Here is a 23243-nt window from a genome sequence, read left to right as displayed (position 1 = left end):
GACCGGCGCACCCGTCACCCGGTCCCTGATCGCCTACGACCACTGACCGGACATCGGAACTACTCGTCTAGTGCCCGCCCCGCATGCCGGTCGCTACCTCGGCCTAGCATCAACAGGTCAGCTCCCGGTCCACGGGAGGCACCGTCCGACGGGAGGGCAGATGGCCAAGAAGGCTCGCAAGAAGAAGGCACGCAAGAAGAGCGCGGCCAATCACGGCAAGCGCCCCAACTCCTGATGTCGGCGGGGGCCGCCGGATCGGTCACACGGGCACTCCCGCCGGATCTCAGTCGGGCAGGCACTCCCGCCGGATCAGTCGGGCAGGTACTCCCGCGAGTCGGCGTCGAAGACGAACTCGCTGAGCTTGGCCCGGAGCCGCTCCCGCAGCTCGGCCGGCGCGGTCTCGTTGCCGCAGCAGCGGGCGACGAGCGCCTTGACCTCCTGCTCGATGCCGAACTCACGCAGGCAGGGAGAGCATTCGTCCAGGTGGTGCCGGATCAGCTGACGCCGGTCCTCGGCACATTCCAGGTCCAGGTAGAGGTAGACCTCGGCGATCACCTGACGGCAGTCCTGGTCGAACGAGTCACCGTCGTGCACGGCCGTCACACCTCCTGTCCGGCTGCGGCAGGCTTGGTGCTCCGGGCTCGGTTGACGCCCCGGTCGGCGGCGTAACGCTCCAACATGCCGCGCAGGTTCCGTCGCCCACGGTGCAACCGGGACATGACCGTCCCGATCGGAGTGTTCATGATGTCGGCGATCTCCTTGTAGGAGAAGCCTTCCACGTCAGCCAGGTAGACGGCGAGCCGGAAGTCCTCCGGCAACTGCTGCAGCGCGTTCTTGACGTCGCTGTCGGGCAGCCGTTCGAGAGCTTCGGTCTCCGCCGACTTCAACCCGCTGGAGGTGTGCGACTCGGCCGCGGCGAGCTGCCAGTCGGTGATCTCCTCGGTGGGCGCCTGGACTGGCTGCCGCTGCCGGCGACGGTAGGAGTTGATGTAGGTGTTCGTCAGGATTCGGTAGAGCCAGGCCTTGAGGTTGGTGCCCTCCTCGAACTGGTGGAAGGCGGAGAACGCCTTCAGAAACATCTCCTGCACCAGGTCCTCGGCGTCGGCCGGGTTGCGCGTCATCCGCAGCGCGGCGGCGTACAACTGGTCGACGAAGGGCAACGCGTCACGCTCGAACCGCATGCGACGCTCGTCTGTCCGCTCTGATCGAGTCAACCGCTCGTCCCCCCTCGACTGTCCCGCCGAGGATACGCGTACGGGCCGACCGGCAGATGCGGTTCGGTCAGTTGTGCCCGCGCTCACCAACCGTCTGGCAGGCTGACCGGCGGCCTGGACGGTCGCGGTGGGCCGGGCGTCGCCCGGGCGTCGGGACGACGGGCCGGGTACGGCGAGACCCTCCAGGGTCGCGAGCTCGGGCGTCCGGTCGAGAACGCCGCGCAGCTGCTGGCCGATGTCCGGACCCCCTGCGGCCCGCGTTCCGCCCCGAATCTGGATTCGCACCGGTTCCGCCCCCTTCGTCGAACTGCTTCCCGGGGGGTGTAACACCGGGTGGGCGGTCGGGCATTCCAGCATCCTGCCGGCGGTGGCTCCGGCGTACTCACCCGTCCCGGCTCCGTTGCCGATGGTGGGCGCCGGAACCGGGAGGGGCCTGGGAGTTCCCGCGGCGGTGTCGCCACCGCGGCGTGGCCGGACGCCGGCTCGGCGTCACGGACACCCGATGCAACGACATGCGTGGTCCGACGGACACGGCCGCAGGGGTGAGCCGGTGACGCGATCAGGCCGGCGCGCCGCCGAGCGGCCCATCTGCCGGCCCGGTCGGTCAGGGCCGGGCCCACCCGTGTCGGGCGAGCCACCGCACCACCGCCGCCGCGGTGCCGGCGGGGTCGCCCTTGAGGTCGTGCCGCTCCCCCGGGCGGAGAACGACCTCCCGGTCTGGGCCGGGCGGCGGTACACCGAACGGGTCCCGGTCACCGTTGACGACCAGGGTGGGCCGGCCGGTGTCGAGTTCCTGGATCCGGGAACGTTCGGGCCGCCCCGGTGGGTGCAGCGGGAAGGCGAGGGTGACCACACCCGCGGCGGCCACCGCCGACGCGGTCCGGCAGGCGACCCGGGCTCCGCTGGAGCGCCCGCCGACGATCAGCGGCGGCAGCGGATCGAAGCCGGCGACCACATCGGCGACGACGGCACGCCAGGCATCGTCCAGGTGGCCGGCGGGAGCCGGCGCACGGCGGCCGGCGACCCGGTACGGCTGGGTGACCCTCGCCACCGCGACCGCTGCCCGGCTCGCGGCGGCGCACAGCGCGGACAGGTCCGCGGCGTCCACGTCGCCACCAGCGCCGTGCCCGAGGACGAGCAGGCCGACCGGCGCCGCCCGAGGGACCACGAGATCGACCCGGGCCGGCCCTCGGGGCGTGCCCACCATCCGTCGGGTGCCGGTCGGATCTGTCGGGTCGGTCTCCGCCATCGGGTCATTGTCCCGCCTCGGCGCCGGCGCTTCGGTCAGCTCAGCGGCACCAGGGTGAGCATCCGGTCGCGCACCAGTGGGCCCGGCTCGTCGACCACCGCCGTGTCGGGTTCGCCAGCGCCCTGCCAGGCGACCTGCATCGCGCGGCGCTCCCGGGGCGTGGTGGCTCCCCACACACCGTGGCTGTCCCCGGCGTCCAACGCCCAGGCCAGGCACGGCCCCTGCACCTGGCAGGTCCGGCAGAGCGCCACGGCCGCGTCGGCTGGTTCGCTCGGCGCGGGAAAGAACGTCTCCGGATCGACGCTCTGACAGACGCCGCGGGTCCGCCAGGCCTCGTCGAGCTGCCGTTCCGCCATCGCCCTGACCAGCCTGGGATCGCGGCGTGCGGCAGCCACCTCGTGTGGACGGGGCATTCGCGCTCGGGTCATTTACCCACCTCCCCCGTGGGATCATAGACATTGATCAAGGTCACTTGATTGGATCGAATCGAAATCCACTGTCGGCGCTGGTTTCTATCGCACTTCGCGGCCCCCAGACAAGGGGCAGCATCGATTCTGGGGAAAAATCGATCCGGCGATTCGGTCTCAACGCTGGCAAACCCCCGCGCCAGTAGTTGCTTGAACACGCAGAGCAAGCCCCCCGGGCGGCCGACTCGGGTGGGAGCGGTACCATGGTCCAGTCGGTACAGCGAGTCAGAACAGCTCAGTCTGGGCCGGCCGGCCCGATCCACCCGGCCCATCCCCCGGTACGACCCGTCGCACCAGTTCAGCGCCGTTGTTGCGGACGTTGCCGACAGCGGCACCGACCGGGCGGATCTCTATGCCGTCGAGGTAATTGCCATCCGGTGGGGTCAACAACGCGGCCCCGTCCACCTCCGGGTCCAGCCATTCCGACCAGCGATCCATCGGCAGCAGCAGCGGCATTCGATCATGAATCTCGGCCAGCGGCCCCACCGCCGAAGTGGTGATCACGCTACTGGTCACCAGTGGCTCCGGCCGGCCCCAGACCGACCAGATACCGGCGAACGCCAGCACCTGGCCGTCAGCGGGCGTCATGAAGTACGCCTGGGCACCACCGCGCCGGCCACCCGGGGCACGGACCCACTCGTACCAGCCGTCGGCGGGCACCAGGCACCGACGCCGGGCGAACGACGGCGCGAAGGCCCGGCTCGTGGCCACCGTCTCCGCCCGCGCGTTGATCATGCGAGCGCCGATCTTCGGGTCGGCCGCCCAGGGCGGCACCAGCCCCCACCGCGCCAGGCCCAGAATCCGCCAGGGGGACACGCCGCGCCCGCCGCCAGCGGCGGCAGCCCTGTCGTCGCCCGCCCCCGCAGGCTCGTGCTCAGCGGCCCGATCGCGCCGCGACAGGCGCACGATCGGCACCGGATCCGTCGGCGCCACGTTGTAGTCGCCGACCAGCGGCGCAGGGGTGTCGTCCAGCGCCTCGAACAGCGCGGTGAGATCCGCCGCGCTGCGGGTGGTCGCGTACCGCCCACACATCTGGCCCAGGGTAGTCGGTGCCGGCCCGACCATTGGCACACTGTACGGGTGCCCGAACTGACGAAGCTCCAGCCGCACCAGCCATGGACCGCACCCCCGGCCGCCGGGCCGGTACGCACCAGCCTGCGCCTGCCCGGCTCGAAATCGATGACCGCCCGCGCGCTGGTGCTCAGCGCGATCGGCGCCGGACCCGCCACCATCGCCTGGCCGTTGCGGGCCCGGGACACCACGCTGATGGCCACCGGCCTGGCCGCGTTGGGCGTCGGGGTGGAGACCGGCCCGGACGAACGCTGGTCGGTGCGGCCGGCCGCACTTCGCGGCCCGACGCAGATCGACGTCGGACTCGCCGGCACCATCATGCGCTTCCTGCCGGCCGTCGCCGGACTGGCCGACGGCCCGGTCGACTTCGACGGTGATCCACACTCCCGGTCCCGCCCGCTCGGCCCGCTGCTGGACGGGCTGCGCGAGCTCGGCCTGCGGATCGACGCCGCGCCCGGCGGCGGTCTGCCGATGACCGTGCACGGCACCGGAGAGGTGCCCGGCGGCGAGGTACACGTCGACGCCTCGGGATCCAGCCAGTTCGTCTCCGGTCTGCTGCTGACCGCCCCGAGGTTCACCAAGGGAGTACTGGTCCGCCACGTCGGTCCCACCCTGCCGTCCGCGCCGCACGTGCGGATGACCGTCCGGATGCTGCGGGCGGCCGGGGCCGTCGTCGACGACTCGACGCCCGATACCTGGCGGGTGGAGCCGGGTGAGTTGCCCGGCCACGACTTCACCGTCGAGCCGGACCTCTCCGGGGCGATGCCGTTCTTCGCGGCGGCGCTGGTCACCGGCGGCGAGGTCACGCTGACCGGCTGGCCGGCCGAGAGCGCCCAGCCGGTGCGGCAGCTGATCGAACTGATCGAGCAGCTCGGCGGCACCGCGACGGTCGGGCCGGCGGGGCTCACCGTCACCGGCACCGGCACCGTCCACGGCCTCACCGCAGATCTGCGTGAGGTCGGCGAGCTCACCCCGGTGCTCGCCGCGCTCGCCGCGCTCGCCGACTCCCCGTCGCGGCTGACCGGGGTGGCGCACATCCGCGGGCACGAGACCGATCGGCTGGCGGCCCTGGCCACCGAGCTGTCCGGGCTCGGCGCGCAGGTCACCGAACTGCCCGACGGGCTGCGGATCGAGCCGAGGCCGCTGCGCGGCGGCGCGTTCCGCACCTACGACGACCACCGGATGGCGCACGCCGCCGCCGTACTCGGGCTGCTGGTGCCCGGCATCGAACTCGACGACGTCGCCTGCACCGCCAAGACACTGCCGCAGTTCCCGACCCTGTGGTCAATGGTGACGGCCGGCACGGGACCGGACGAACAGCCGACGGTGGCGGCCGACGACCGCAACGCACTGGCAGACTCATGACCCGGAGACGGTAGAGAGGAGCACTGTCCTGGCCGGCAGACGCAGGGAGTACGACGAGGACGACGTACGGATCCGTCCTGGCCGGGCGTCGCGGCCGCGTACCCGCAACCGGCCGGCGCACGGCGACGCGGTCGACGGCTTCGTCGTCACCGTCGACCGCGGCCGGTACGGCTGCGTCCTCGCCGTCCCGGCGGTGCCCGACCCCGAGACCGGCGCTCCGCCGGTGGTGACCGCGATGCGGGCCCGGGAACTCGGCCGCCATGCGGTGGTGGTGGGTGACCGGGTCGGTCTGGTCGGTGACGTCTCCGGTACACCCGGCAGTCTCGCCCGGATCGTGCGGATCGACGAGCGCGTGTCGGTGCTGCGCCGCACCGCCGACGACGACGACACCACCCCGGAGGGGCGACTCGAGCGGATCGTGGTCGCCAACGCCGACCAGTTGGTGATCGTCAGCGCGCTGGCGGATCCGACGCCCCGGACCGGCTTCATCGACCGCTGCCTGGTCGCCGCATACGACGCGGGGATCGCCCCGGTGCTCTGCCTGACCAAGGCCGATCTCGCCGGCCCGGAACAGGTCATCGACTACTACCGCGACCTCGACCTGGAGTTCGTGCTCTGCCGCCCCGGCAGCGATCTGGCCGACCTGCGCCAGCGCCTGGCGGGTCGGTTGTCGGTGCTGGTCGGGCACTCCGGCGTCGGCAAGAGCACCCTGGTCAACCGGCTGGTCCCGGAGGCGCTGCGGGCGGTCGGCACGGTGAGCGCGATCGGTCGGGGCCGGCACACCTCGTCCAGCGCGGTGGTGCTGCGCCTGCCCCGGGTCCTGATCGACGGCGACCCGGGCTGGATCGTCGACACGCCCGGGGTACGCAGCTTCGGGCTGGCCCACGTGTCGGCGGAAAGCCTGCTGCACGGCTTCGCCGACCTCGTCGAAGGCAGCGTCGACTGTCCACCGGGCTGCGAACACACCAACGAAGCCGAACAGTGCCGGCTGGCGGACTGGGTCGCCGCCGGCAACGCCGACCCGCGTCGGCTCGCCTCGTACCGCCGGTTGCTGGACTCGCGTGGCGGCGACGCCGAACCCGGCCGGGGCGCCGCGCGGGAATGATCGCCGCCGCGCCGACTCACACGATCTTGAGCGATGGGACTCCTGAACATCGCGTTCGGTAATCAGATACCTTTCCGGCCATGGCCCGGTACGCCGACGATCTCTCGCTCGCCCACATGCTCGCCGACACCGCGGACTCGATTTCGATGGCCCGGTTCCGGGCGCTCGACCTCGGCGTCGAATCGAAGCCCGACCTGACCCCGGTCTCCGACGCGGACACGGCGGTGGAGAAGGCGCTGCGGGCGACGCTGGCCCGGACCAGGCCCCGGGACGGTGTCCTCGGCGAGGAGTTCGGCGCGTCCGTCGCGGCGGCCGGCCCGGGGAATCGACAGTGGGTGATCGATCCGATCGACGGCACCAAGAACTTCATCCGTGGCGTACCGATCTGGGCCACCCTGATCTCCCTGATGGAGGGCGATCAGCCGGTCGTGGGCCTGGTGTCGGCGCCCGCGCTCGGCCGCCGCTGGTGGGCGGCGATCGGGCACGGCGCGTACGCCGGTCGGCACACCGCCGCCGCCACCCCGATCAAAGTCTCCGGGGTACGCCGCCTCGCCGACGCCAGCTTCTGTTACTCCTCGCTGACCAGTTGGGAGGAGCTGGGCCGGCTGGACGCGATGCTGGACATCATGCGCGGGGTGTGGCGCAGCCGCGCGTACGGCGATTTCTACGGCTACATGCTGGTCGCCGAGGGTGCCGTCGACGCGATGGTGGAGCCGGAGCTGTCGCTGTGGGATCTCGCGGCGCTGATCCCGATCGTCACCGAGGCCGGTGGCACCTTCACCGACCTGACCGGACGGGCCGGTCCGGGCGGCGGCAGCGCGGTGGCCAGTAACGGGAGGCTGCATTCCGACCTGTTGCACCGGCTCGGCTGACCGCCGATGCCACCGTCTATCCTCGCCGGGTGACATCGACCGGTTGGTGCTTCCTTGCGGCAATGGTCATCACTTACGGTGTCGCGCACCTGTTCCAGGCGATCGCCGCAGCCCGCACCACCGTCCGATTCTGCTTCGATCCGGGGCTGTTGCTGCGCCTGATCCGCCAGCGGGTCTACCTGCTGGGGGTCGGCTGCCAGATCGCCGCGTTCGTGCTCGCCTTCCTTGCCCGGCGGGACCTGCCGTTGTTCCTGGTCCAGGCGAGTGCGGCCGCCGCACTCGGGGTCACCGCGCTGCTCGGGGTGCTGACGCTGGGGTGGCGGCTGCCGGCCGCCGAGATCGTCCTGCTGGTGCTGCTGTTGATCGGGGTGAGCGCGCTGGTCGTCGCCGCCCGGCCGGCACCGGCGCATCCCCTCGGCCAGCGCGCGGTGGCCACCATCGCCCTGGCCACTGTCGTGATCGCCGCGCTCGGCGCGCTCGCCGCCCGACTCACCGGGCCGATGGCCTCGGTCCTGCTCGGCCTGCTGGCCGGGTTCGCGTTCTCCGCCGCCGCGGTCGCCTCCCGGCCGCTGGCCGGGACCGACACCTTCCGGGAGTTCCTCACCGAACCGCTGCTCTACCTGCTGATCGCGCATTCGGCGATCGGTCAGTGGCTGATCGCCCTGGCGATGCAGCGGGGCTCGGTGACCGCGGCGATCGCGGCGATGGACGCCGCCGGTGCCGTTCCCGCCGCCGTCGTCGGCCTGCTGCTGCTCAATGACAAGATCTGGCCGGGGCGGGAATGGCTGGCCGCGACCGGCTTCCTGATCACCCTGGCAGCCGTGCTGGGCATGACCCGGTACGCGACGGCGCAGCACGCCGGCGATCCCGCGCTCGCGCCGCCAGCGACCCGGCCAGCCGCCGACGAGACAGCGACCCGGCCAGCCGCCGGTCAGGCGGCGCGGACCGGGGTTGCCGCCGGTGCGGCGGTGGCCGCCTCCGCCGCCTCGATCGCCACCAGGTCGAGCTCCACCTCGACCGGCTCGACCGAATCGCCGTCCGGCGTCGCGACGGCGGAACTCGACCCGGTCGGGACCAGTACGCCGCGTACCCCGAGCACCCGCTGGTAGAGCCGCTCCACCGCGGCGGCGGTCCGTTCCCAGCTGTATCGGCAGCGGACCCGGTCGATCGCGGCATGCCCGTACGCGAACCGTTCCGCGTCGTCGGCGAGCAGCCGGCGCAGGGTTACGCCGAGGGCCCGGACGTCCCCGGCCGGCACCAGCCGCCCGGTCACCGCGTCCACCACGCAGTCGGCGACGCCGCCACGGGCGTAGCCGACAACCGGTATCCCGCAGGCCATCGCCTCGAGCGCGACGGTGCCGACCGGCGCGTACCGACTGGCGCAGACCACGACGTCCACCGACCGGTACAGCTGCGGCATCTCCTCGGCGGGCACCGCGCCGACCAGTTCGACCTGCTCCGCGACGCCGCAGCGGCCGGCCAGTTCGCGCAGCCGGCGGGCACCCGGATCCCCGTCCAGGTCGGCCCGGCCCGGACCACCGGCGATGAGCAGATCGACGTCGCCGACCAGCCGGAGCGCCCCGATCAGTTCGTCGTGGCCGGCACCGGGTACGAGCTCACCGACGGCGAGCATCCGGCGGCGGCGCCGCATCGGCGGGTCGTTGGCGGGGGCGAAGCGACTGGTGTCCACCCCGGGTGGGATCATCGCCACCGAGGCTCGGTCGCGGCCCATCCGGGCGATCTCGTCGACCTCCTCGGTGCACTGGGCGATCGCCGCGTCGACCACCCGGCTCAGTGCCTGCTCCAACGCGATCCGCGCCCGTGGTCCTCTGTAGTCACCGCCCAGTTGGCGCAGCTGATGATTGCCGATGCTGTGGAAGGTCTGCACCAGCGGCACACCGCCGCTGTGGTTCACCGCGCTGGCTGCGGCGAGCCCACCCGGCCAGAAGTGGCCGTGCACCACGTCTGGGGTCCACGTCTGGTCGTCCCATTGCCGCGCCAGCCAACGCCCGAGCTCCGGCAGGTACGCCAGCAGGTCGCCGGTGCCGAGTCGGGCCGGCGGGCCGACCGGTACCCGGACCAGCTGGTACCCATCCCGCTGGCAGGTCTGTGGCAGGTCCGGTTCGGTCCACCGTTGGAAGACCCGTACGTCGTGACCGAGCTCCGCCAGTTCGGCGGCGAGCCGGGCGATGTGCTGCCACGTCCCGGTCAACGGCTGCCCGCCGCCGTCGAGACGTCCCGGGTCACCGCCGATGGAAGCTCCACCGTGTGCTGACACCAGACCTACGCGCATCTTCACCTCCGTTGGCTCGGCACGATTGGTAGCGGTTCTTTCTAACCTCTGCCGTACGGCCGAACACCCGGTTCCGCCGAGCACCACCCTGGGGTGAAACGCGAGGGTGAGGCGCGACCACGCACTCTGACGGTGTGACCGGGCCGAACCGGGGTACCGGTACGTATGGCAGCGACCAGGACGCAGAGCAGCCGCATCCACCCATCGGGTACGTCGGCGCGGCGGGCGGCTGCGCCCGACGCACGTGGCGGACGATTCGACCGGGGCCCGCTGCCGGCCTGCGCGCCGACGGCCACCGTGCTGGGCCTCGATCTCGAGCCGGTCCCCGGTGCCGCCAACGCGGCCCGGGAACTGCCGGCACAGGCCAGCCTGCGGCGGAACATCTCACAGCGGCTGCCGGTACGCGACGGAAACCTGGTCTGGGCGGTGCTCGAACCCGCCGATCACCCACGGGAAGGGTTCTGAGATGCGTTCCTTCGACCCGACACGGTTCGCACTGGTGCTACTCGGCACGGCGGTGGGCTATCTGATCGGCCGACGGCTGGGGTCCAGCGGCGGCACCGCCGGCCGCGTGGACTGCCACCCGACCGCGACCGGTCCGCTCATCGGCACCAGTGGTGGAGCCAGCCGGATGGGTGCGCCGTCGGGCCGCCCGGTCGGGCCGCCGTTGGGGCGCTCGGTCGGGCGCCCGGCCGACGAGGATTTCGCCGCCGACACGGTGAGCGGATCGTCGGCGACGACCGCCTCGCATCCGTACCAGGTGCCTGCGGGCCGGACCACGGCGAAGCCGGCGGCCCCGATCGGAGACCCGGTGGTGCCCACCGGGGCTGCGGGCGACGAAGGAGGGCGGCCACTGCGGCGACGACCGGACCGACCGGGTACAGGTGTGTGACCACTGCGGTCGCGGGTAATGGGACGGCATGCGTGCAGACGACTTCCCCCGGCCGGTTTCCGACACGGAGTCCGAAGGGATTCCCGAGATCGCCGACGACGACTCGACCGCGTACGACGACGTGGCCAGCGGCCGCGAGGCGGACGGGCCGGATCCGGCGAGTATCCCGGGCGACGTCCCGGTGGCGGTCGACCATTTCGGCAACACCGCCCAGGAGCAGCTCGACGGGGAGTCGCTCGACTACAAGGTCGCCCGGGAGTCGTTGGAACAACCGGTGACCGACCTGCTCGGCGGCCCGGCGGATCAGGCGCTGAGCGACGAGGCGGACGGCGAGCAGGCCCGGGCCCAGGCGCAGCGCGACGCCGACGTGCTCGACCCGGGGCCGTACTCGAATCCTGACTCGCCGGTGTCGGTCTACGACCACGGCCGGCTCGGCGACGCAGCCGGCGACGGCGTGGTGGGCCGGCTGGTCGAAGCCGACGAAGGCGCGCACACCGACGACGAGCCGGACTCGGTCGCGATGGACGCCGGTGCGGCCGGTGGCGGTGCCACCGCCGAGGAGCTTGCCATCCACGAGACCGAGCCACCGGTCGACCGGCCGATCAACCGCTGAGGCCGCACACCGACCCGCGGGGCGGTCGGCGTTCCAGGGGCGGAGGCGGGTCAGCCGTTTACGGGGCGGTCAGTCACCCAGGCCCTGCTCGATCGCGTACCGGGTGAGTTCGACCCGGTTGTGTAGTTGCAGCTTGCCGAGGGTGTTCTGTACGTGGTTCTGCACCGTCCGGTGCGACAACCCCAACCGGGCGGCGATCTGCTTGTACGACAGCCCCTTGGCGACCAGCCGCAGCACCTCGGTCTCCCGTTCGGTGAGCTGCGGCTCGTCGCCGCCCGGGTCCGGGGTCGCGGCGAGTCGCCGGTACTCGCCAAGCACTAGTCCGGCCAGTCCCGGAGTGAAGACGGTGTCACCGGCGGCGGTACGCCGGACCGCGTCGAGGAAGTCCGCCGGGCTGGCCGACTTGACCAGGTAGCCGGTCGCCCCGGCCTTGACTGCGTCGAGCACGCTCTGCTGCTCGCCGCTGGCCGAGAGCATCAGCACCCGGACGCCGGGGTGAGCGGTCAGCAGGCCACGGATCACCTCGACGCCGGAAATGTCGGGCAGCTGCAGGTCCAGGACCACGACCTGGGGTCTGGCTGCGGCGCAGATTCGGACCGCCTGTCGGCCCTCACCGGTGGTCGCGACAACCTGGTGGCCGGCCTCGGCCAGGTCCCGCGCGACGCCTTCACGCCACATCGGATGGTCATCGACCACCATCACCCGGATCGGCTCCGCCGGTTGCTCCGCCGCGCTGGCTGCCATCTCTGTCCCGCTCCCGTCAACAAGGCACCGGTCCCGGCACCCGAAGTTCGATCTCCGTACCCTCGCCCGGTGCGGAGACGATCCGCACCGTGCCGCCGACCTCCGCGATCCGTCCCCGGATCGACTGGCTGACACCGAGCCGGCCCTGGGCCGCCGCCTCGGCGAGGCGACCGGGTGCGATACCGCGTCCATCGTCCCGGACCGACACGGTGACGGCGTCCGGCTCCTGCTCGACGAGCACCCACACCTGTACGTCCGGCCCACCGTGGCGGATGGCGTTGTCGACGGCCGCGCCCAGCGCGGCGCCGAGTTGGGCGGCGACGTGACCGGACAACAGGACCGGACCGGCCGGTTCGGCGATCGACACCCGGGGTGCGGCGTACCGGGCGATCACGGTCCGCAGATCCGCGGTGCCGGCGCCGGCACCGGCGCCGTCCGCGGCGGCGCCCGCCGCTCCGACGCCGTCCGCCCCGGCTGCCGACGCCCGGCCTTCGGACCCGGCCGCCGCGCGTCCGAGCGGTGCGGACCCGGCCGCCGCGCGTGCGAGCGGTGCGGACCCGGCCGCCGACGATGCCACCCGGCTGGTCACCAGGGTCCGCAACGCCGCCTCCTGCTCCCCCGCCAGCCGGGCGAGTTCGCCCGCTTCACCATCGAGGTCGGCTCCTCGACGGGCGACCATCGCCAGCACCTGGAGCACCGAGTCGTGGATGTCGCGGGCCAGCCGTTCCCGTTCCCGGGTGGCGGCGGCGAGTTCGCGGGTCGCCGCCTCCAGCTCGACCGCCCGCTGCAACCGGTCCTCGGCGGCGACGATGAGCCGGGCGACGTGACCCACGACGACACCGGCGAGCAGCATCAGCACTCCCGGGGTGACCGACGACTCGTTGAGCCGCTCCCGTACGGCCAGGTCGGCGGTGGCGAGGACCAGGGCGGCGACCACGCCGAGTCGGCGGCCGCCGGCGACGGCCCAGGCCAACACCGGACCGGCGAGCCAGGCGACGCCGAGGGTGGGCACCCCGTCTGCGAGGACGGCCCGCCCGATGATCCACGGGCTGACCAGCAACGTGGCCAGCGCGATCAGCAGGTCGGCGGCGAGCAGTGGCCAGCGGCGCCAGCGGGGACGGGCGTACGCCCACGTCGCCACGATCGTCCAGGCGACCATCGCCAGCAGCACCGGGATCGCGACGACGGGGTGGGCGTAGTCGACCGCGTTGCGGCCGTACAGCACCAGCACGTAGCCGAGGGCGGCGAACCGGAAGACCGCGATCGCCCGCCACAGCGGGACGATCAGGGTGCCCGCCGGTGAGGGGGTCCCACGCACCCGAAGACGATGGCACACGCGTCCTGGCAGGTGGCCGATGGGCAGCGGGGACACGCCGGATCGAGGTGCATTTCCGCACCGGTCGACGTAGGGTGACAATGCCGCGGAAAGCACCTGCCAATCAGCAGCCGGATGGGCCATGACCGACGCAGATCCCTCGTCATCGCGTACGGTCGTGCCTATCGACCCGATGGATCTGCTCAACGAGACCTTCGACCGGGGTCAGGTCACCGACCTGCGGCACCGGGTGGCGTCCTGCGCCACCTCGGCCGGGATGACCGGCCAGCAGCTCGACGATTTCGTCCTCGCAGTCAACGAGTTGATCACCAACGCGGTGCGGCACGGCGGCGGGCGGGGCCGGCTGCAGATGTGGCGCGACACGCGATCGATGTTCTGCGAGGTCTCCGACAACGGCCAGGGCATCGGTTCGGACCAGTTGCACAGCCGGGAGCGGCCGGCGCCGAACACCGCCGGTGGCTGGGGACTCTGGCTCACCGAGCGGCTGACCGACACGATGGCGGTCGCCACCGGGCCGGACGGCACCACGGTCCGGGTCAGCCTCAGTCTGTCCGGCGGCCCTGGCACCGGAGTCGGCACCGACGTCGACGATCCGGTCGGCCAGCAGCGGCGCTGACCGGCTGCGCCCGACTGGGTACCCAGCTCCGCAGCTGAACAGTGCGCTCAGCTGAACAGTGCGCTGACCGACTCGCCGTTGTGGATCCGCCGCATCGCCTCGGCCAGTGCCGGCGCGACCGAGAGCACCTGCAGTTTGGGCACCCGCTTGGTCTCCGGGATCGGCACGGTGTTCGTGCAGACGATCTCCATCACGCCGTCCTGGCCGCTCAACCGGTTCAGCGCGTCGCTGGAGAACAGTCCGTGGGTACAGGCGATCCGGATCGAGCGGACCTTGAGCTCCCGCAGGTGGTCGATGAGCTCGATCACCGTGCTGCCTTTGGCGATCTCGTCGTCGAGCACGATGACGTCCCGGTCGACGACGTCGCCGATCACGGCGCTGATCTGCACCCGGTCGTCGCTGAACCGTTGCTTCGCGCCGGCCGCGACCGGCAGGCCGAGCATCCGGGCGAAGGCGGCCGCCTCCTTGGCGTTGCCGAGGTCGGGTGAGACGACGACGGTGTCGGCCAGCTCGTGGTCGCGGAAGTGAGCGGCGAGTTCGCGCAGCGCGTGCAGGTGGTCGACGGGGACGCTGAAGAAGCCGTGCACCTGCGGTGAGTGCAGGGTCATCGCGAGGACCCGGTCGGCGCCGGCGGCGACCAGCAGGTCGGCGACGAGCCGGGCACCGATGGAGATCCGCGGGGCGTCCTTCTTGTCGGACCGGGCGTACGCGTAGTGCGGCAGCACCACGGTGATCCGCCCGGCGGAGGCGCCTCGGGCGGCGTCGAGCATCAGCAGCAGCTCGACCAGGTGCTCCTGCACCGGCGGCACCAACGGCTGGATCAGGAAGACGTCCCGCTCGCGGCAGTTCGCCTGCAACTGCACCTCCAGGCAGTCGTTGGCGAACCGGGAGACCCGCACCGGATGCAGCGGGACGTCGAGGTGGGCGCATATCTCGGCCGCCAGCCCCGGGTGGGCGCTGCCACTGAACACTGCGATGTCGCGCACGAGGTGCATCGTAGGGCAGCCCGGGACCAGCGTCGGCAACGGGCGGCGAGTCAGGTGAGATCGATCTGTTACTGCAGATCCACCTAGCAGAACCCGGATCGAACTCCCCCCCCCGCGGCCAGGCGTCTGGCCCGCGTTCCGGACGCTCGGCGACAACCCCGACCAGAAGTAGCAGCGGCCCTGACCGAGCCCGGCTCAGCCGAGTTGCTTGCGCACGAACTCGATCGACAACTGGTCGAAGTGCGCCCGACCGCCCTCGTGCCCGTCCCACTCGTACACCTCGATCTCCTTCGGACCGGCGTACGCGTGGTACGCGGCGAAGACCGTCGACGGCGGACACGTCTGGTCCATCAGCGCGGCGCTGAACAGCGCTGGCGCGCTCGCCCACGGCACCAGATGCGCGGCGTCGACGTAGTCGACCGTGGTGAACGCGGCCGCCGCCCGCCCCGGCTGCACCCGGCAGAACCGGACCAGTTCGTTGTACGGATCCGCGTCGGTGATCGTCACCGCCCGCCGGATCTGGCACAGGAACGGCACCCGGGACACCACCGCCGACACCCGGTCACCGGCCAGCGCGGCAGCGGCCAGCGCCAGCCCGCCGCCCTGGCTGGTGCCGACCACCGCCAGCCGCGCCCCGTCCACGCCGGGCAGCTCGGGGGCGATCTCCACCGCCCGCGCCGCGTCGGCGATCAACCGCCGGTAGTAGTAGCCGGCCGGATCCAGCACTCCCCGGGTCAGATAGCCGGGAGTAGCCGGCCCGGAACCGTCCGGACCGGGGTCCGGGGTGTCGCCGCCACGCCACGAACCGCCCTGGCCCCGGGTGTCCATCACCAGATGGGCATAGCCGGCACTGGCCCACAGCAACCACTCGTGCGGGCGGCCACGGCCCCCGCCGTACCCGACGAACTCGACGACGACCGGCAGCGGCCCGGCGGCGCCCGACGGCACGTTGAGCCAGGCCTTGATCTCCTGACCGGCGAAGCCGGTGAAACTCACGTCGTACGTGGCGATCGCGCGCAGCGGCGTTTCCACCGCGGTGGCCACCGGCGGCACCGCCATCGATCGGGCGTCGGACAACGTGTCGTCCCAGAACGCACGCAGATCCGCCGGTGGGGACAGCTCCGGCTGGTAGCGCCGCAGCTCATCGAGGGGAAGATCGAACCAGGCCATGGCGGCACGCTACCAGCGCAAGCTCCACGGTTGGGCCCCTACTTTTCAAGGCCATACTGGTCCAATGACCGAGCAAACCAGCCGGGCCGCCACGGCGCGGTACATCGCCGCCATCGACCAGGGCACCACTTCGTCACGGTGCATCGTCTTCGACGCCAGCGGCTCCATCGTCACCATGGCGCAGCGGGAACACCGGCAGATCTTCCCCCGGCCCGGCTGGGTGGAACACGACGCCGACGAGATCTGGACCAACGTCGAGCAGGTGGTCCGGCAGGCCCTCGCCGACGCCGGCATCGACGGTCCGACCCGGGCCGGCGGCGCTGGCGGGCTGGCCGCGATCGGCATCACCAACCAGCGGGAGACGACGGTGGTGTGGGACAAGGCCACTGGCCGGCCGGTGCACCACGCCATCGTTTGGCAGGACACCCGCACCGGGCCGCAACTGCACCGCCTCGGCGACGCCTGCGGCGAGCAGCGGCTACGGGAACGCACCGGACTGCCACTGGCAACGTACTTCGCCGGACCGAAGGCGATGTGGCTGCTGGAGCACGTCGATGGCCTCGCCGAGCGGGCGCAGCGCGGCGAGGTGCTGTTCGGCACGATGGAATCCTGGCTGATCTGGAAACTGACCGGCCGGCACGTCACCGACGTGACCAACGCCAGCCGCACCCTGCTGATGGACGTGCACACGCTGCGCTGGGACGACGAGATCCTGGCCGCGGCGGGCATTCCGGCCGCGATGCTGCCGGAGATCGTCCCGTCAGCCTCGATCTACGGTACGGCGGACGCCGACGTCGCCGGTGGGGCGCTGGCCGGCGTGCCGGTGGCCAGCGCGCTCGGTGACCAGCAGGCGGCCCTGTTCGGGCAGACCTGCTTCCAGCCCGGCGAGGCAAAGTGCACCTACGGCACCGGCAGTTTCCTGCTGCTGAACACCGGCACCAGCCCGGTAGCCTCCCGACACGGGCTGCTGACCACGGTGGCGTACCAGATCGGCGATGAGCCGGCGCGCTACGCGCTCGAAGGTGCGATCGCGGTGACCGGCTCGCTGGTGCAGTGGTTGCGCGACAACCTGGGGCTGATCTCCAGCGCGGCACAGGTCGAGGAGCTGGCCCGCAGCGTCGACGACAACGGCGGCTGCTACATCGTGCCGGCGTTCTCCGGGCTGTTCGCCCCGCACTGGCGGGCCGACGCCCGGGGCGTGGTCGCCGGGTTGACCGGTTACATCACCAAGGGGCATCTGGCCCGTGCCGCGCTGGAGGCCTCGGCGTGGCAGACCCGTGAGGTGGTCGACGCGATGAACGCCGACTCCGACGTGGCGCTGCGCCGGCTGCGGGTCGACGGCGGGATGACCGCCAACGGGCTGCTGATGCAGTTCCTCGCCGACGTGCTCGACGTGCCGGTGGTCCGCCCGGCGATCAGCGAGACCACCTGCCTCGGGGCGGCGTACGCGGCCGGGCTGGCGGTCGGCTTCTGGCCGGATCTGGACACGTTGCGTGCCCAGTGGCGGGCCGACGCGCAGTGGCTGCCGGCGATGGAGCCGGCGCACCGCGACCGCGAGTACGCCCAGTGGCGCAAGGCCGTCAGCCGCACCCTCGACTGGGTCGACGACCCCGACTGACCGCCACCACCCTCCCACCCTCGCCCCTCGCCCCTCGCCCCTCGCCCCTCGCCCCTCGCCCCTCGCCCCTCGCGACGATCTTGCAGTTATCGAGAGCATTTGTCGCGATTGTCCATCGATAAGTGCAAGATCGCCGGGCGGGGAGATGTGTCCGGGTCAGGGGGTGAGGCGGTGCAGGTCGCGCGGAAAGAGGGTGACCTGCCGGATGTTGGGCAGGTCGAGCAGCTGGGCCACGAACCGCTCCAACCCGAACGCGAAGCCGCCGTGCGGCGGCATGCCGTACCGCATCGCGTCCAGGTAACCGGCGTACGGGCTCAGGTCGGTCTCACCCCGCTCGGCGAGCGCGTCGACGTAGTCGCCGTACCGGTGCAGCCGCTGCCCGCCGCTGACCAGCTCCACGCCCCGGAAGATCAGGTCGATGGCACGCGAGTAGCCGGGCCGCGCCGGGTCCGGGTGGGTGTAGAACGCCCGGTGCCGGGTCGGGTAGCCCTCGACGAAGACGAAGTCGCTGCCGTGCTCGCGCAGCGCCCACTCCCCCAGCCAGCGTTCATGCTCCGGGGCCAGGTCCGGCTCACCGGTGACGTCCCGGCCGGTCGCCGCGCTGATCATGTCGAGGACGTCGGCGAAGTGCACGATCACCGGCTCGGCCGGCAGCGCCGGCAGCCGTACGCCGAGCAGCTCCAACGCCGGCCCGGCGCGCTCGGAGACCGCCGCGAGCATCCCGCCGACGGTGGCGTGGCAGGCGGCGATCACGTCCCGGTGGTCGTCGACGAAACCGAGCTCGGCGTCGAGCGACGTGTACGCGGCCAGGTGCCGGGCGGTGTCGCTCGGCTCGGCCCGGAACACCGGCCCCACCTCGAAGACCCGCTCGAAGACACCGACCATGATCTGCTTGTACAGCTGCGGTGACTGGGCAAGGTAGGCGCGGCGGCCGAAGTAGTCGAGGGCGAAGACGTTCGCGCCGCTCTCGGTCGCCGTACCGACGATCTTCGGGGTGTGGATCTCGACGAACCCGATGCCGGTCAGGGTGTTCCGGAAGCCGGCGACGGCGGCGGCCGAGATCCGGTGCGTGGCGGCCAACTTCGGGTGCCGCAGCGCGACCGGCGCGTGGTCCAGGATCGTCGGCAGGTTGGCCCGCAGGTCCGGCCGATACAGATCAAACGGTACGGGTGCCGCCGGGTCGGTCAGCGCGGTGATCGACGGGCCAGTCACCTCGATGCCACCGGGGGCGGCCGGCTGGGCGGTCGCCGTGCCGGTGACGGAGACGGTGGTCTCCTCCGGCAATTGTTCCAGCTGGGCCCGTACCGCCGGGTCGGTGACGACGACCTGGGCGAGCCCGGCGGCGTCGCGCATGATCAGGAACGCGACGGATTTCAGCAGCCGCCGCCGGTGAATCCAGCCGGCCAGCCGTACGGGCTGGCCGACGAAGTCAGGAAGGGCGGCGGAAAGGATGCGTTGCATGTGGTGACCTCCTGGAGTGTGCGCAACGCGTCCCCAGAAAGGTGTGGACGAGCGGGATCCTCGCGGTGCCACCACACCTTCGCCGCGCCACCGCGTGGTGTACGCGTGGCGCAGCCTTCGCTTACCCGTGACGTGGGCGAGTCGGCGGGAGTCTACTGAGCCCGGACGGGCCGTTCTTTCCCGCAGCTCAGGAGGGTCTTCACGGCTGGGCCGGAGTCCGCCCTCTCAGCTGTGGGCGGCTCTCTGTCACTCCGGTGGGCGCAACCGCTACTCGGCTCCGTCGTCGCTGTTGGCTGTCGACGTTAGCGGTACGGCGTCGCCGTCCGCATCCGGATTCCGACCGGTCAGACACGGTCCGCACGCCGGACCCGAAGCCCGGTCACCGCCGCGATCGTCTCGAAGTCGTTGTCGATGTGTAGAACGGTCAGACCCCAGACCCCAGGCACCAGGCACCAGGCACCAGGCACCAGGCACCAGCATCGACGTGTCGGCCAGGTAGGTCACGCCGCGATGTCCTTGTGATCGTCAGCCTCGTCCTGCTCGATGAGGTCGATATCGAGCAGGACGAGTAGCTCGCGAGAGACATCCCAGGAGCTCGGCACGCCGGTTGGCGTCGACAGCGGCAGCCAACTCGAGCGCGGCGTTCACCGTGTCACGCTTCGTGGTGGTCCGCAGGGCACGCTGAGCGCGGAGCTGCGCCAGACGGTGGCTTGCGCCAGACGGAGACGTGTTTCTCGCTGTCGGAGGTGAACGGCGAGCCGTCCCAGTCCGCTACCCGCTGCTCCAGCTCCAGGCCGGCAAGCCGGGCCATCAGGTCACACTCGGCCGGCCAGATGTAGCGAAAGTTGCTGGCGCCATAGCTGGCGTTGCCGTCGTCGCGCCGCCGGTAGTGGTGCGAGGTGCCCTGCTGGGTGACCATGTCGAACGTGTCGAAGCCGACGTGCCGGTCCGTCACCTTGAACGGCACCGCCGACTGGCCCGGTGGAAACCGACGGATGCCCGGTACCCACAGCTCGACAACGAACCGCCCACCCGGCGACAGGTGCCGAGCCGCGTTGCGGAAGCACTCCACCTGCTCGTCCTGCGTACGCAGGTTGCCGATGCTGTTGTACACGACGTACACCAGGGAAAACTGCCCCGGAACCGTCGCCGTCGCCATGTCGCCGACGACGACCGGAAGGTCTTCCGCGGCCAGCGGAATCTTGCGGCGAAGTTGGTTCACCATGTGCTGCGACAGCTCGATCCCGCTCACCGGAATACCCTTCGCGAGAAGTGGGATCGCCACCCGGCCGGTGCCGATCGCGAACTCCAGAGCGAAGCCGTTGCCGGCACCAGCCAACTGCGCCAAAAACTCCACCGTAGGGTCCAGCACGTGCGGGGCGAACATCTCGGCCGATCCCTCGTCGTAGCTCTGTGCTGCCTGCTCGTCCCACAGATCGCTGCTCGTCATGGACGCGATCCTGCACATGCCTGCCGACTCCGCGCCAACCATTTACGATGTCCGATCAACACCGAGGTGACGCTGACGCACCTCAAAATCGCGAAATGAGGTGCGTCAGCGTCACCTCGACCAGCGGCTGGGTCTGGATAGATCTGGATTAGGGTCGGCGTCGTGACCGTCGCGCGCTCCCTCATCCTGTTCGTGCTCGCCGCAGTGGCCGAGATCGGTGGGGCGTGGCTGATCTGGCAGGGCTGGCGGGAGCACCGTGGCCTGCTGTGGATCGCCGCCGGGGTGATGGCGCTCGGACTGTACGGTTTCGCGGCGTCGCTGCAGCCGGATCCGAACTTCGGCCGGATCCTCGCCGCCTACGGCGGGATCTTCGTCGCCGGTTCACTCGCCTGGGGCGTCGTCGTGGACAAGTTCCGGCCGGACCGCTGGGACATCACCGGCGCGGCGATCTGCCTGATCGGCGTCGCCGTCATCATGTACGCCCCACGCGGCTGAGGCTTTGCTTCTTCTTGCGTCGGATGCGCGACTGGACCGGCGTACCGGGCAGAAACGACGGCGACGACCGGGCAAGCTGCTGCGATGTCCCGCCCCGCCACGGTGCCACGCGAGCTGAGTTTCGAGCCGTTCTCCGCAAGCCGCGCCATCGCCGCCGGCCTGATCACCCGGCGGATGCTCAACGGTCCGTCCTGGCGCCGCATCCTGCCCGACGTCTATGTACACAAGAGCTCGTACGACCCCGACGACCACCGGATGTGGTGCAGAGCCGCCGCCGCACGGCTGCCGCCCGGCGCGGCAATCCACGAGCTCAGCGCAGCATTTCTATGGGGGGTCGATATCCTGCCGCGACGCGGTCCCGGGCAGGCAGTAGTGCCGGTACACGTCGCCCTACCGAAGACGGCCAGGCGGTACTCACACCCCATCTTGAAGTCCGCGCACCGGACGCTCGCCCCTGACGACATCACCTCGTTCGCCGGGTTGCCCTTGACCACTGGAGTCCGTACCGCGTTCGACCTGGGTCGCTCTTTGCCACGTGCTGCTGCGCTCGGTGCCCTCGACACCGTCCTACGCCGCCGCCTCGTCACGCGCAAGCACCTCGCGGCATACATCGACACCCGCCCCGGGCTGCGTGGACTGCAACAGGTCCGGGAGCTTCTTGCCCTTGCCGAGCCGTTGAGTGAATCGCCGATGGAGAGCCGGCTCCGGCTGCTGCTGCACGACGCCGGCCTGCCAAAACCCATCCCGCAGTACGAGGTGCGGGACGCCCCGCTCGGCGGGAAGGGGCGGTTCATCGCTCGGGTCGATCTGGCATACCCGCAGTGGCGGATCGCCATCGAGTACGAAGGTGACCACCACCGGGAGCGGGCGACGTTCCGCAAGGACGTGTACCGCTTCAACGCGCTCCGCGAAGCCGGCTGGCTTGCGCTCCGCTTCACCGCCGACGACGTACTCCGGCGGAAAGGGCAAGTCGTGCGAAAGGTACGGGACGCGATCGCCGAACGCGCCACCTGACCAGGTCGCGCACACCGAGGTGACGCTGACGCACGTCATCTTCGCGTTTTAACGTGCGTCAGCGTCACCTCGACACCGGAGCGACGAGACGAAGCCAGCCCAGGAGTCGCCGGAAAAGGACAAAACTGGGCCGTACGGATCCTTCGAGTCCCTTACCTCGACGCCGGAGGCGCCGGAGACACCCTCGTCAGTGAGCCCCGCCACCCCAACGAGCCCAGCTACCTCGACGCAGTTGGAGTCGGAGCCGCTGCGGCTCGACTTACGCCACGCCAAGCCCACTGGCAGGTCGGCTGCGTTCATCCTCGCCTCACTCACGTTCGTGTTCTGCCGCGATCTCGCCGATGAGCTGCGCCGACCGGTCAGGGTCGAGCGCCACAGCAGCAAGACTATCGATTTCTCGACGGTAGAAGGCGATTTGGTCCGGCTCCTCCAGGAACAACCCGGAGATCTTGTGCTCCAGGTGTACGACAGGCTTGTTCCTCGGGAAGTCGAGGAGCATGAAGGGTCCGTCCAGCCCGGTATGGCCTCCGGTCACGAACGGCACGACCTGGATCGCGATGTTCGGTCGCTCCGCCGACTCGACCATGCGCCGTAGTTGCCGGGCCATCACCGACCCACCGCCCAACGGCCGGCGCAGTGCACCTTCGTCGATGACGAAACGCACGGTCGGTGGCTCGTCACGGGTCAAGATCGCTTGACGTCCGAGTCGAGTTGCGACCCGCAGCTGGGTGTCGGAGTCGGAGATGCCGCAGGACCTCATCAGCGCCCGCGTGTAGTCCGGGGTCTGTAGCAGTCCTGGCACCAGTAGCGGTTCAAAGTTGAAGATCGCCGTCGCCTCCGCTTCGAGCTGCAGCAACGTGCGGGACCACGCTGACAAGCCGGACCCGTAGGTCTCCCACCAGCCAGGTTCGGCTGCCCGCTCGGCCATGGCAAGGAGTCGCTTGCGATCCGCACCCGTTACTCCGTAGATCACCAGCAACGATGCGGCATCCTCGATCCGGATTCGCTGCTGCCCGGTCTCCATCCGGGACAACTTGGAGCCCTGCCAGTCCAGCTTGCCAGCCACCGCACGGACGCTCAGTCCTGCCGCCTTCCGTAATTCACGCAGCTCACCGGCCAGCCCGCGACCGACGATGGTGGGCAACTCTCTATTGATCATTTGCTCTCCGTCAGATGAGGGCTTGACTTGATCTCCGCACAGTCCGAGAGTAA

At 71.1% G+C, this 23243-nt stretch carries 24 protein-coding genes and 2 pseudogenes; 12 read left to right on the top strand and 14 right to left on the bottom strand.

Annotated elements, in window-relative coordinates:
• Positions 1-160: 160 nt before the first annotated feature.
• The gene (locus tag ACFHVL_RS25215) at positions 161-235 is read left to right on the top strand and encodes a 50S ribosomal protein bL37 (protein WP_370461611.1); all 75 of its coding nucleotides are present in this window, start codon (positions 161-163) and stop codon (positions 233-235) included.
• A 74-nt stretch (positions 236-309) separates the two neighbouring features.
• On the opposite strand, the gene rsrA is transcribed toward ACFHVL_RS25215, so the two are convergent.
• The 5 genes and pseudogenes from rsrA to ACFHVL_RS25190 all read right to left on the bottom strand — a co-directional run bounded on the left by rsrA (position 310) and on the right by ACFHVL_RS25190 (position 3962).
• Positions 310-594 (bottom strand): mycothiol system anti-sigma-R factor, encoded by a 285-nt coding sequence (rsrA, locus tag ACFHVL_RS25210; RefSeq protein ID WP_326555354.1) that lies wholly within the window; start codon positions 592-594, stop codon positions 310-312.
• Between the two features lie 5 nt (positions 595-599).
• Positions 600-1256: pseudogene (locus tag ACFHVL_RS25205) on the bottom strand (sigma-70 family RNA polymerase sigma factor); the annotation flags it as partial.
• Positions 1257-1818: 562 nt separating this feature from the next.
• On the bottom strand, positions 1819-2463 hold the full coding sequence (locus ACFHVL_RS25200; RefSeq protein ID WP_416630913.1) for an alpha/beta family hydrolase: 645 nt from the start codon (positions 2461-2463) through the stop codon (positions 1819-1821).
• A gap of 35 nt (positions 2464-2498) precedes the next feature.
• Positions 2499-2891, bottom strand: coding sequence for a WhiB family transcriptional regulator (locus ACFHVL_RS25195; RefSeq protein WP_416630912.1), 393 nt, complete (start codon positions 2889-2891; stop codon positions 2499-2501).
• A gap of 264 nt (positions 2892-3155) precedes the next feature.
• Positions 3156-3962 (bottom strand): SOS response-associated peptidase, encoded by an 807-nt coding sequence (locus tag ACFHVL_RS25190; RefSeq protein ID WP_416630911.1) that lies wholly within the window; start codon positions 3960-3962, stop codon positions 3156-3158.
• 48 nt (positions 3963-4010) lie between these two features.
• On the opposite strand from ACFHVL_RS25190, the gene aroA reads away from it, so the two are divergent.
• The 4 genes from aroA to ACFHVL_RS25170 all read left to right on the top strand — a co-directional run bounded on the left by aroA (position 4011) and on the right by ACFHVL_RS25170 (position 8452).
• On the top strand, positions 4011-5366 hold the full coding sequence (gene aroA / locus ACFHVL_RS25185; protein ID WP_416630910.1) for a 3-phosphoshikimate 1-carboxyvinyltransferase: 1356 nt from the start codon (positions 4011-4013) through the stop codon (positions 5364-5366).
• 28 nt (positions 5367-5394) lie between these two features.
• Positions 5395-6471: a ribosome small subunit-dependent GTPase A gene (rsgA, locus tag ACFHVL_RS25180; RefSeq protein ID WP_416630916.1), complete on the top strand. Its 1077-nt coding sequence runs from the start codon at positions 5395-5397 to the stop codon at positions 6469-6471.
• Positions 6472-6551: 80 nt separating this feature from the next.
• On the top strand, positions 6552-7343 hold the full coding sequence (gene hisN, locus ACFHVL_RS25175) for a histidinol-phosphatase (protein WP_416630909.1): 792 nt from the start codon (positions 6552-6554) through the stop codon (positions 7341-7343).
• Positions 7344-7405: 62 nt separating this feature from the next.
• Positions 7406-8452, top strand: a complete 1047-nt coding sequence (locus tag ACFHVL_RS25170; RefSeq protein ID WP_416630915.1) for a hypothetical protein — start codon at positions 7406-7408, stop codon at positions 8450-8452.
• On the opposite strand, the pseudogene ACFHVL_RS25165 reads toward ACFHVL_RS25170, so the two are convergent.
• A pseudogene (locus tag ACFHVL_RS25165) lies at positions 8428-9636 on the bottom strand (glycosyltransferase); the annotation flags it as partial. The gene ACFHVL_RS25170 and the pseudogene ACFHVL_RS25165 overlap by 25 nt on opposite strands.
• Before the next feature lie 165 nt (positions 9637-9801).
• On the opposite strand from ACFHVL_RS25165, the gene ACFHVL_RS25160 reads away from it, so the two are divergent.
• From ACFHVL_RS25160 to ACFHVL_RS25150, 3 genes are read left to right on the top strand one after another with little or no spacing between them, the layout of a single operon-like run.
• Entirely contained in the window at positions 9802-10101 is a 300-nt protein-coding gene (locus ACFHVL_RS25160) for a hypothetical protein (protein ID WP_416630908.1), read from the top strand.
• Between the two features lies 1 nt (position 10102).
• Positions 10103-10528 (top strand): hypothetical protein, encoded by a 426-nt coding sequence (locus ACFHVL_RS25155; protein WP_416630907.1) that lies wholly within the window; start codon positions 10103-10105, stop codon positions 10526-10528.
• Between the two features lie 28 nt (positions 10529-10556).
• A complete protein-coding gene (locus ACFHVL_RS25150) occupies positions 10557-11141 on the top strand; it encodes a DUF5709 domain-containing protein (RefSeq protein ID WP_416630906.1) in 585 nt (194 codons plus the stop codon).
• A 69-nt stretch (positions 11142-11210) separates the two neighbouring features.
• On the opposite strand, the gene ACFHVL_RS25145 is transcribed toward ACFHVL_RS25150, so the two are convergent.
• Positions 11211-11885, bottom strand: a complete 675-nt coding sequence (locus ACFHVL_RS25145; protein ID WP_416630905.1) for a response regulator — start codon at positions 11883-11885, stop codon at positions 11211-11213.
• Positions 11886-11901: 16 nt separating this feature from the next.
• Positions 11902-13203, bottom strand: a complete 1302-nt coding sequence (macS, locus tag ACFHVL_RS25140) for a MacS family sensor histidine kinase (protein WP_416630904.1) — start codon at positions 13201-13203, stop codon at positions 11902-11904.
• Positions 13204-13342: 139 nt separating this feature from the next.
• Here macS and ACFHVL_RS25135 point away from each other — a divergent pair, with 139 nt between their 5' ends.
• On the top strand, positions 13343-13837 hold the full coding sequence (locus tag ACFHVL_RS25135) for an ATP-binding protein (protein WP_416630903.1): 495 nt from the start codon (positions 13343-13345) through the stop codon (positions 13835-13837).
• Positions 13838-13884: 47 nt separating this feature from the next.
• Here ACFHVL_RS25135 and ACFHVL_RS25130 read toward each other — a convergent pair whose 3' ends face one another.
• Complete coding sequence (locus tag ACFHVL_RS25130; protein ID WP_416630902.1) at positions 13885-14823, bottom strand: ribose-phosphate diphosphokinase; 939 nt, start codon at positions 14821-14823, stop codon at positions 13885-13887.
• A 195-nt stretch (positions 14824-15018) separates the two neighbouring features.
• On the bottom strand, positions 15019-15993 hold the full coding sequence (locus ACFHVL_RS25125) for an acetylxylan esterase (RefSeq protein ID WP_416630901.1): 975 nt from the start codon (positions 15991-15993) through the stop codon (positions 15019-15021).
• Between the two features lie 64 nt (positions 15994-16057).
• On the opposite strand from ACFHVL_RS25125, the gene glpK reads away from it, so the two are divergent.
• Positions 16058-17611, top strand: a complete 1554-nt coding sequence (gene glpK, locus ACFHVL_RS25120) for a glycerol kinase GlpK (protein ID WP_416630900.1) — start codon at positions 16058-16060, stop codon at positions 17609-17611.
• Positions 17612-17767: 156 nt separating this feature from the next.
• Here glpK and aspS read toward each other — a convergent pair whose 3' ends face one another.
• Both aspS and ACFHVL_RS25110 read right to left on the bottom strand, forming a co-directional pair.
• A complete protein-coding gene (aspS, locus tag ACFHVL_RS25115) occupies positions 17768-19072 on the bottom strand; it encodes an aspartate--tRNA(Asn) ligase (protein WP_416630899.1) in 1305 nt (434 codons plus the stop codon).
• Positions 19073-19724: 652 nt separating this feature from the next.
• Complete coding sequence (locus tag ACFHVL_RS25110) at positions 19725-20522, bottom strand: class I SAM-dependent DNA methyltransferase (protein WP_416630898.1); 798 nt, start codon at positions 20520-20522, stop codon at positions 19725-19727.
• Between the two features lie 162 nt (positions 20523-20684).
• Between ACFHVL_RS25110 and ACFHVL_RS25105 the strand changes: the two genes are divergently transcribed.
• Both ACFHVL_RS25105 and ACFHVL_RS25100 read left to right on the top strand, forming a co-directional pair.
• Positions 20685-21017: a YnfA family protein gene (locus ACFHVL_RS25105; RefSeq protein WP_416630897.1), complete on the top strand. Its 333-nt coding sequence runs from the start codon at positions 20685-20687 to the stop codon at positions 21015-21017.
• Between the two features lie 84 nt (positions 21018-21101).
• Entirely contained in the window at positions 21102-22031 is a 930-nt protein-coding gene (locus tag ACFHVL_RS25100; protein WP_416630896.1) for an endonuclease domain-containing protein, read from the top strand.
• A 48-nt stretch (positions 22032-22079) separates the two neighbouring features.
• Here ACFHVL_RS25100 and ACFHVL_RS25095 read toward each other — a convergent pair whose 3' ends face one another.
• On the bottom strand, positions 22080-22331 hold the full coding sequence (locus tag ACFHVL_RS25095) for a DUF397 domain-containing protein (RefSeq protein ID WP_416630914.1): 252 nt from the start codon (positions 22329-22331) through the stop codon (positions 22080-22082).
• 7 nt (positions 22332-22338) lie between these two features.
• Positions 22339-23190 carry a helix-turn-helix domain-containing protein gene (locus ACFHVL_RS25090; RefSeq protein ID WP_416630895.1) on the bottom strand — a complete coding sequence of 284 codons (852 nt, stop codon included), beginning with the start codon at positions 23188-23190 and terminating at the stop codon, positions 22339-22341.
• Positions 23191-23243 lie beyond the last annotated feature (53 nt).

It is taken from the genome of Micromonospora sp. LOL_023, from assembly GCF_048060115.1.
GTDB lineage: Bacteria > Actinomycetota > Actinomycetes > Mycobacteriales > Micromonosporaceae > Micromonospora_E.
This window is presented reverse-complemented; position numbering and strand designations above follow the sequence as displayed.

What these genes read in the sequence shown, in the direction of transcription:
- ACFHVL_RS25170 (WP_416630915.1), top strand. Translation starts at nt 7,406, where the DNA reads ATGGTCATCACTTACGGTGTCGCGCACCTGTTCCAGGCGATCGCCGCA.
- ACFHVL_RS25155 (WP_416630907.1), top strand. Translation starts at nt 10,103, where the DNA reads ATGCGTTCCTTCGACCCGACACGGTTCGCACTGGTGCTACTCGGCACG.
- ACFHVL_RS25090 (WP_416630895.1), bottom strand. Translation starts at nt 23,190, where the DNA reads ATGATCAATAGAGAGTTGCCCACCATCGTCGGTCGCGGGCTGGCCGGT.
- ACFHVL_RS25160 (WP_416630908.1), top strand. Translation starts at nt 9,802, where the DNA reads ATGGCAGCGACCAGGACGCAGAGCAGCCGCATCCACCCATCGGGTACG.
- ACFHVL_RS25145 (WP_416630905.1), bottom strand. Translation starts at nt 11,885, where the DNA reads ATGGCAGCCAGCGCGGCGGAGCAACCGGCGGAGCCGATCCGGGTGATG.
- glpK (WP_416630900.1), top strand. Translation starts at nt 16,058, where the DNA reads ATGACCGAGCAAACCAGCCGGGCCGCCACGGCGCGGTACATCGCCGCC.
- hisN (WP_416630909.1), top strand. Translation starts at nt 6,552, where the DNA reads ATGGCCCGGTACGCCGACGATCTCTCGCTCGCCCACATGCTCGCCGAC.
- ACFHVL_RS25095 (WP_416630914.1), bottom strand. Translation starts at nt 22,331, where the DNA reads ATGAACGCAGCCGACCTGCCAGTGGGCTTGGCGTGGCGTAAGTCGAGC.
- ACFHVL_RS25190 (WP_416630911.1), bottom strand. Translation starts at nt 3,962, where the DNA reads ATGTGTGGGCGGTACGCGACCACCCGCAGCGCGGCGGATCTCACCGCG.
- ACFHVL_RS25110 (WP_416630898.1), bottom strand. Translation starts at nt 20,522, where the DNA reads ATGACGAGCAGCGATCTGTGGGACGAGCAGGCAGCACAGAGCTACGAC.
- ACFHVL_RS25100 (WP_416630896.1), top strand. Translation starts at nt 21,102, where the DNA reads ATGTCCCGCCCCGCCACGGTGCCACGCGAGCTGAGTTTCGAGCCGTTC.
- ACFHVL_RS25135 (WP_416630903.1), top strand. Translation starts at nt 13,343, where the DNA reads ATGACCGACGCAGATCCCTCGTCATCGCGTACGGTCGTGCCTATCGAC.
- ACFHVL_RS25195 (WP_416630912.1), bottom strand. Translation starts at nt 2,891, where the DNA reads ATGACCCGAGCGCGAATGCCCCGTCCACACGAGGTGGCTGCCGCACGC.
- ACFHVL_RS25125 (WP_416630901.1), bottom strand. Translation starts at nt 15,993, where the DNA reads ATGGCCTGGTTCGATCTTCCCCTCGATGAGCTGCGGCGCTACCAGCCG.
- aspS (WP_416630899.1), bottom strand. Translation starts at nt 19,072, where the DNA reads ATGCAACGCATCCTTTCCGCCGCCCTTCCTGACTTCGTCGGCCAGCCC.
- ACFHVL_RS25150 (WP_416630906.1), top strand. Translation starts at nt 10,557, where the DNA reads ATGCGTGCAGACGACTTCCCCCGGCCGGTTTCCGACACGGAGTCCGAA.
- ACFHVL_RS25200 (WP_416630913.1), bottom strand. Translation starts at nt 2,463, where the DNA reads ATGGCGGAGACCGACCCGACAGATCCGACCGGCACCCGACGGATGGTG.